At 66.8% G+C, this 7,308-nt stretch carries 7 protein-coding genes; all 7 read left to right on the top strand.

The window, feature by feature from the left end; genetic code table 11:
* On the top strand, positions 1 to 971 hold a 971-nt coding region (locus tag B3361_RS20795), incomplete at its 5' end, for a TIGR03752 family integrating conjugative element protein (protein WP_286920339.1).
* Positions 952 to 1,392, top strand: coding sequence for a TIGR03751 family conjugal transfer lipoprotein (locus B3361_RS20790; protein WP_003149753.1), 441 nt, complete (start codon positions 952 to 954; stop codon positions 1,390 to 1,392). The genes B3361_RS20795 and B3361_RS20790, both read left to right, overlap by 20 nt.
* A complete protein-coding gene (locus B3361_RS20785; RefSeq protein ID WP_012614070.1) occupies positions 1,392 to 4,277 on the top strand; it encodes a conjugative transfer ATPase in 2,886 nt (961 codons plus the stop codon). The genes B3361_RS20790 and B3361_RS20785 overlap by 1 nt, the downstream gene beginning before the upstream one ends.
* A gap of 13 nt (positions 4,278 to 4,290) precedes the next feature.
* Positions 4,291 to 5,076 (top strand): DsbA family protein, encoded by a 786-nt coding sequence (locus B3361_RS20780; protein ID WP_012614069.1) that lies wholly within the window; start codon positions 4,291 to 4,293, stop codon positions 5,074 to 5,076.
* Between the two features lie 182 nt (positions 5,077 to 5,258).
* Complete coding sequence (locus B3361_RS20775) at positions 5,259 to 5,753, top strand: JAB domain-containing protein (RefSeq protein ID WP_003821118.1); 495 nt, start codon at positions 5,259 to 5,261, stop codon at positions 5,751 to 5,753.
* 162 nt (positions 5,754 to 5,915) lie between these two features.
* Entirely contained in the window at positions 5,916 to 6,362 is a 447-nt protein-coding gene (locus tag B3361_RS20770; RefSeq protein WP_003821119.1) for a TIGR03757 family integrating conjugative element protein, read from the top strand.
* Positions 6,359 to 7,306, top strand: a complete 948-nt coding sequence (locus B3361_RS20765) for a TIGR03756 family integrating conjugative element protein (protein ID WP_012614067.1) — start codon at positions 6,359 to 6,361, stop codon at positions 7,304 to 7,306. The genes B3361_RS20770 and B3361_RS20765 overlap by 4 nt, the downstream gene beginning before the upstream one ends.
* The last annotated feature ends 2 nt before the right edge of the window (positions 7,307 to 7,308 follow it).

The raw sequence follows: 7,308 nt of genomic DNA, 5'->3' as shown, positions 1-7,308 counted from the left end.
ATGCGGACCTGCCCGTGGGCCTGGGGCTGCAGGGCGGCGACGAGGCCGGCATGGAGGGCGGCGTGCGGTGGGTCGAGCCGGACGACGCAAAGCCCGCCGAGGGGCGCAACGGCGGTCGTGGCGCGAGCGGCGGAATGAGCTTCCCCACGAGCTTCGGCCCGGCGCAGAGCACGCTCGAAACCACCGCGGAAACCGTGGCCAACGCGGGCGCCCGCGCCTCTGGGGTCAAGAGTGCCAAGCCGGTCTATACCGTGCCGACCAACTCCACGCTCATGGGTTCGGTCGCCATGACCGCGCTGATCGGCCGCGTGCCGATCGACGGCACGGTCAACGATCCCTATCCGTTCAAAGTCCTGGTCGGGCCGGACAACCTGACCGCCAATGGCATCGACATTCCCGACGTGGCCGGCGCCGTGTTCAGCGGCACCGCATCGGGCGACTGGACGCTTTCGTGCGTGCGCGGCCAGGTGCGCAGCATCACGTTCGTCTTCAACGACGGCACGATCCGCACGATCCCCGAAGACCGCGAGGGCAACCAGCAGAACAACCAGCAACGCGACGGCTTGGGCTGGATCAGCGACCCGCACGGCATCCCCTGCGTCAGCGGCGAGCGGCGCAGCAACGCCCAGCAGTACCTCGGCTCGCAGGCCCTGATCACCGCGGCCGGTGCCGGCGTGGCCTCGCTCATCGAGAGCGACAGCGGCCGCATGTCCTATGTCGGCTCGGACGGCTCCATCGGCACCGTGGGCATCACCGGCCAGGAAGCGGTCGGCCAGATTCTCGCGGGCGGTGTCCGGGACATGTCGGCCTGGGTCAACAAGCTCTACGGCCAGGCGTTCGCCGCCGTCTATGTGCAGCCCGGCGCCAAGGTCGCCGTCCACCTCGAAAAACCGCTCGCCATCGACTTCGATCCCGAAGGCCGCAAGGTCGATCACCGCGCAGGAGAAAGCCATGCTCTCGAACTCGATTAAGGGCCTGGTGCTGGCCCTCGCCGTCGCGGTGCTCGGCGGCTGCGCCACCAGCAAGGAAAAGCTGCTGACCCACGGTGACCGCACGATGATGGACATCTGGCAGCAGGAGGCCGGCGACGGCGGTGGCGCAGCCGGACGGAACGCCGGCCGCCAGCTGCTCGATGCGCGCCAGAGCCTGCGTCGGCCCCTGACCGACGCCGACGTGCAGGCCGCACCTGTCGAGCAGATGCGCTACACGCGCACCGCGCGCAATGAGGTCCACCGCCAGTTCCAGCGCCTGCCCAATCCCGATCTCGTGATGTACGTGTACCCGCATCTGGCCGGCACCGATCCCGTGCCGGTGCCCGGCTACACGACCGTCTTCCCGCTCTACCAGCGCATCCAGTACGCGATGCCGGGCGAGCGCGTGGAGGACTACTGATGCGGTGGAAACTCCCATGGCCGAAGCTGGCCGGCGCCGGCTCCAGTAGCCCGGCTAGCGATGAGCAGCCGGACAGCTGGCAGCGCCACGTCGAGGCCTTGCGCCAGGCCGGCATCCCCGAACCCGGTTCGGCAGTCCACGGCCGCAAGCCAGCGACCGTGGCCGACGAGCAGGCGCTGTACGACGTTGCGCCGTCCTTCGTGGAACTGCTGCCCTGGGTGGAGTTCTTGCCCGGGTCGAAATCGATGCTCCTGGAGGATGGCCAATCGGTGGCGGCGTTCTACGAACTGGTGCCGCTGGGCACCGAAGGCCGGGAACCCGGCTGGCTCGCGCATGCCCGCGACGCCCTGGAAAACGCGCTTCAGGACAGTTTCGATGAACTGGACGAGAACCCGTGGGTGCTCCAGCTCTATGCCCAGGACGAACCGAGCTTCGACCAGTACATGCAGACCTTGCGCGATTACGTGCAGCCACGTGCGCGCGGCTCGGCGTTCACCGAGTTCTACTTGCGCTTCTTCGGCCACCACCTGCGCGCTGTGGCCAAGCCCGGCGGCCTGTTCGAGGACACGGTGGTCACGCGGCTGCGCTGGCGCGGCCAGACGCGGCGGGTGCGCATGGTGATCTATCGCCGTGCAACTGGGCAGGCAAGCCGCCGCGGCCAGACGCCCGAGCAGATGCTGAACATCGTCTGCGACCGCCTGTGCGGCGGCCTGGCGAACGCCGGCATCCAGGCACGGCGCATGGTCGCAGCCGACGTCCACGACTGGCTGCTGCGGTGGTTCAATCCGCGCCCGGCGATGCTTGGACCGAGTGCAGAGGACCGGGAGCGCTTCTACGCGCTGGCGCGCTACCCCGACAGCACCGAAGAAAGCGAGGCCGGCGAAATCGAGCTGGCGAGCGGGCGGGATTTCAGCCAGCGGCTGTTCTTCGGCCAGCCACGCTCCGACGTGGAGCACGGCACCTGGTATTTCGACGGCATGCCGCACCGCGTGCTGATCACCGACCGGCTGCGCATGCCGCCCGGCACCGGACACCTGACCGGCGAGACCCGCAAAGGGGATGCCATCAACACGCTGTTCGACCAGATGCCGGAAGACACCTTGCTGTGTCTCACGATGGTCGCCACGCCGCAGGATGTCCTGGAAGCGGATCTCAACCACCTGGCGAAGAAGGCCGTGGGCGAGACGCTGGCGTCGGAGCAGACGTTGAAGGACGTGCAGGAAGCCCGCTCCCTCATCGGCAGCGCACACAAGCTCTACCGGGGGACGCTGGCATTCTACCTGCGCGGACGCGACGAAGCGGAACTGGACCGGCGCGGCCTGGACCTGGCGAACGTGATGCTCAATGCTGGCTTGCAGCCGGTGCGCGAGGACGACGAGGTGGCGCCGCTCAACAGCTACTTGCGGTGGCTGCCATGCTGCTACAACCCCGGCCAGGATCGGCGCAAGTGGTACACCCAACTGATGTTCGCTCAGCACGCGGCGAACCTGTCGCCGGTGTGGGGCCGCGCTCAAGGTACGGGGCACCCGGGCATCACGATGTTCAACCGCGGTGGCGGGCCGATCACCTTCGACCCGCTCAGCCGCCTGGATCGGCAGATGAACGCCCATCTGTTCCTGTTCGGCCCCACCGGCTCCGGCAAGAGCGCCACGCTCAACAACCTCTTGAATCAGGTCACGGCCATCTACCGACCGCGGCTGTTCATCGTGGAGGCTGGCAACAGCTTCGGCCTGTTCAGCGACTTCGCACGCATGCTCGGGCTGACGGTAAACCGGGTCAAGCTGGCCCCAGGTTCGGGCATCAGCCTCGCGCCATTCGCAGACGCGCGTCGGCTGATCGAGACGCCCAGCGACGTGCAGACGCTCGACGCCGACGCGCTGGATGAAGACCCGCCACCAGATGCCTCGGCCATGGAGGCGGACGAGCAGCGCGACGTGCTCGGCGAACTGGAGATCACGGCGCGGCTGATGATCACGGGCGGAGAGGACAAGGAGGAAGCCCGGATGACGCGGGCTGACCGCTCGCTGATCCGTCAGTGCATCCTCGACGCCGCCGAGCACTGCGTGGCCGACAAACGCACGGTGCTTACGCGCGACGTGCGCAACGCGTTGCGCGCCCGCGGCCAGGACCCGACGCTGCCCGAAATGCGCCGCGTGCGGCTGCTGGAGATGGCGGATGCGATGGACATGTTCTGTCAAGGCACGGACGGCGAAATGTTCGACCGCGACGGCACGCCGTGGCCCGAAGCCGACATCACCTTGGTTGACCTCGCGACATACGCCCGCGAGGGCTACAACGCGCAGCTCTCCATCGCTTACATCAGCCTGATCAGCACGGTGAACAACATCGCCGAGCGCGACCAATACCTGGGACGCCCGATCATCAACGTCACCGACGAAGGCCACATCATCACGAAGAACCCGCTGCTCGCGCCCTACGTCGTGAAAATTACAAAGATGTGGAGGAAATTGGGGGCCTGGTTCTGGCTCGCGACGCAGAACATCGACGACCTGCCGCGCGCCGCGGAGCCCATGCTCAACATGATCGAGTGGTGGATCTGTCTCAGCATGCCGCCCGATGAAGTTGAGAAGATCGCGCGGTTCCGCGAACTCTCGCCCGCGCAGAAGGCGCTGATGCTTTCGGCGCGCAAGGAAGCGGGGAAATTCACCGAAGGCGTCATCCTCTCCAAGAGCATGGAAGTGCTGTTCCGCGCCGTGCCGCCGTCCCTGTACCTCGCCCTCGCGCAGACAGAACCCGAGGAGAAGGCCGAACGCTACCAGCTCATGCAGCAGTACGGCTGCACCGAACTGGAAGCGGCTTTCAAGGTGGCCGAGAAGATCGACCAGGCCCGCGGCATCGAGTCGCCGGCCCTGGAACTGTCGTAAACCGGAGAACGCCATGGAACAGAAACGTCCTTCCATTCCGATGCAGGTCCAGGCGTTCCGCCGTCGCCGCTGGCGGCCTCGCTGGCCCTGGGTATTGGCTGCTGCGCTGGTCGCGCTGCTGCTGATCTGGCTGGTGTCCCGGACGCCCGGCGAATCCTCAGCGCCGTCGCGCGCGCCGGTCAGCACGGCGCAGGTCGCTGGGCCACCCTGGCAGATGGGCAACCCGGAAGGCCGTTTCACGCTGACGCTCTATGCCGACCTGGAATGCCCGTTCTGCCGGGAGTATTTCCCGCAGCTCAAGCGCTGGGTCGGCAACAACACCGACGTGGCGCTGCAATGGCATCACCAGCCGCTGGCCGCGCACGAGCCTGCCGCGTCGGCCGAGGCACGTCTGGCCGAGTGCGCCGCCGAAGCGGGCGGGCATGCGGCGTTCTGGCAGGCGGTCGAATGGGTCTATGCCCACACGCGCAGCGACGGCCAGGGCTTGCCCGATGGCTTGCGTTACCCCGAAACAACGTCAGCCATCGAACAGTGCATGGCTAGCGAGCGCCCCAACGTGGCCATCCGCGCGCAGGCCGCGGAAGCCACCAAGAGCGGCGTGACCGCCACGCCGTCGCTGCGACTGCTCGATCGCCAGACGGGCCAGGCCATCCTGTTGCAGGGGCCGATCGAGGGCGATGCCTTGCTCTCGGCCATGGACCTGCTGGCGGCCGGGGAAATGGCCAGCGACGCGCCGGGTTCGCCCGCCACCCCCACATCCGAAATGCCTGCCGACGTTGTCGGCGACATGCCCAGGTAGCCCTCGGTCTTGAAGGCTACGGCGCGGCTCGCCGCGCTGACCGCTACCCGTTCGCTTTCGCATCCTGGCCGCGAACAATCACCGCCGCGCGGTGATGGATGCACCTTGTTCCGCTGTTTCCATCCCCAGGAGGGCTTGCCCTCCCAGGGTGGCGCCCTCCGCTCACTTTCTGGAGGTCCGCCATGTCTCTCGTCGCCAACGACTCCTGCGTGGAGCCACGTTTTGCCCCCATGTCCCAATCCGATGACTGGATCATCCGGCAAGCCATCGCGCTGCTGGAGCAGCGGGTCTTCAAGAAGGGGCCATCCCTGGAGAGGCCTGCCGCCGTCAAGGACTACCTGCGCCTGAAACTGGCCGCCGAGCCCAATGAAGTCTTCGCCATCGTGTTCCTCAACAGCATGCACGAGGTGCTGGCCTACGAGCCGATGTTCAGAGGCACGATCCATTCGACCTCGGTGCATGCGCGTCCGATCGTGCAGCGTGCCTTGGAACTGAATGCGGCAGCGGTCATTTTTTCTCACCAACACCCTTCGGGCTGCACGGAGCCGTCGAGCGCGGACCGTGCGTTGACCCAAACGCTGAGGGCCGCGTTGTCGCTGATCGACGTGAGGGTGCTGGATCACCTCATCGTCGGCCAGGGCACGCCGTACTCGTTCGCGGAATCCGGCCTGCTGTAGCGACGGCATCGGCTCCCTGATCCACGCGGAGGCTTCGGCCTCCGCTTTTTCATGGGCGCGAGACAAGCAGGTATGCGGGCAGTGCGCGATGCGCATTGTTTGTTGGGGCCGCGTCGGCTTCGCGTTTGACTACTGCTCTGATCAACTTCAAGGGCACGCGACATGACAGCATCCCTTTCCAGGTTCGCGCCGGGCTGGCGAACCCTCGGCCGGGCCGTGGCGCTGCCGGCAGCCCTGGCCGTTTTCAGCCCGGCCACCTTCGCCGCCGACGTGGTGGTCGTCACCGACAGCCGCCACCCGGTCAAGACCATGGGCGGCGAGCGGCTGATCGAGCTGGACGAAGCCCACAGGATTGAAGCGGAGCTTTCCGCGGGACTGCCCACCGACCCCGAACAGGCGACGGCCATCGTCAAGCGCCGGCTGAATGGCGGCGGTGCCGATCTGCAGCGACGCATCGCTTCCGCATACCAAGGCGTTACCGACGCATGGAGCCTCGGCATCACCAGCCTCCCGGCCGTGGTGGTGGACAGGCGCTATGTGGTCTATGGCGAGCCGGATGTGGCTCGCGCTGTCGCGCGCATCGAGCAGCACCGGAGGACCCAGCCGTGACCCGACCATTCGACCTGATGCGCCGCCTGCGCGCTGGCGTGGCTTCGTTGCTGCTGCTCAGCGCCACGGGCAGCTACGCCCTCAATACAGCGACCATCATCGGCTCGGTGGCATCGCCCGATTGCCTCGAATACCGCGTCGTCGGCATCTGCTACTGGCTCTACTGCACATGGACGGGCTGCACCGTGCGCACGTCGATCAAGGTGCGCCACTACATCCCCGATGCAGTGGTGTCGTCGTACTCGAATACCGGAGAAAACCCCTGGGTCGAAGTCCAGGCAATGAGCACGCCCAACCCGTCCGCCCAAGCTGGCGGCGACGGAACGACGAACGAGGATCACGAAAACAGCCTCGCCAAATTCAAGAACGCGGATGTCATCGGTCACCCCGGCGCAGAGGTGTTCAACCAGTTCGTCTCTTCGTCAGGCTACTTCTGTGAGGGCGCGGGCACGGCGTTTATGCCGTACTTGCTCAGCACCCTGGATACGCTGGCCTGGCGCTACAACGTGCCCGAGATGGCCTACCCGGAAGCGCTGATTCCGGGCCGGCGCGAAGTCGGTGCCCGTACCACGATGAATCTCTGGGGCAACGTGTATCCCCGTGGCGGCTTCCTGCACCAGACCGACGACTTCAAGGCCGGCGCAGTGGTGGCCCAGCGTGCGGGCGATGTGGTCACGCGCCGCGGGCAGATCCACGTCTATCAGCCGTTGCTTGCCAACTCCCGTGACGGCTACTGGCCGGCCGGCGCGCTGATGGAGGGCGATGCCTCGACCGGCAAGTGGCAAGAACTCACGCCCGTCCTGTCCTCGTCCTGCACGGTCTTCCCGCGCAGCGGCTTCCTTACCCAGGCCCAGCAAGGCGACTACGCATGGGCGCTGTGGCGGCCGTATGCCTGCTGCGAGCGCCGGGGCCAGGTGTTCCTGGGCAGCGTCGATTTCCTCTGAGG

The sequence above is a fragment of the Pseudomonas sp. UBA6699 genome, from assembly GCF_002454615.1.
GTDB classification, from domain to species: Bacteria; Pseudomonadota; Gammaproteobacteria; order Pseudomonadales; family Pseudomonadaceae; genus Aquipseudomonas; species Aquipseudomonas juntendi.
This window is presented reverse-complemented; position numbering and strand designations above follow the sequence as displayed.

Excerpts from the sequence above, each read along its gene's own strand:
- B3361_RS20790 (WP_003149753.1), top strand. The coding sequence starts at position 952 with ATGCTCTCGAACTCGATTAAGGGCCTGGTGCTGGCCCTCGCCGTCGCG.
- B3361_RS20785 (WP_012614070.1), top strand. The coding sequence starts at position 1,392 with ATGCGGTGGAAACTCCCATGGCCGAAGCTGGCCGGCGCCGGCTCCAGT.
- B3361_RS20780 (WP_012614069.1), top strand. The coding sequence starts at position 4,291 with ATGGAACAGAAACGTCCTTCCATTCCGATGCAGGTCCAGGCGTTCCGC.
- B3361_RS20775 (WP_003821118.1), top strand. The coding sequence starts at position 5,259 with ATGTCTCTCGTCGCCAACGACTCCTGCGTGGAGCCACGTTTTGCCCCC.
- B3361_RS20770 (WP_003821119.1), top strand. The coding sequence starts at position 5,916 with ATGACAGCATCCCTTTCCAGGTTCGCGCCGGGCTGGCGAACCCTCGGC.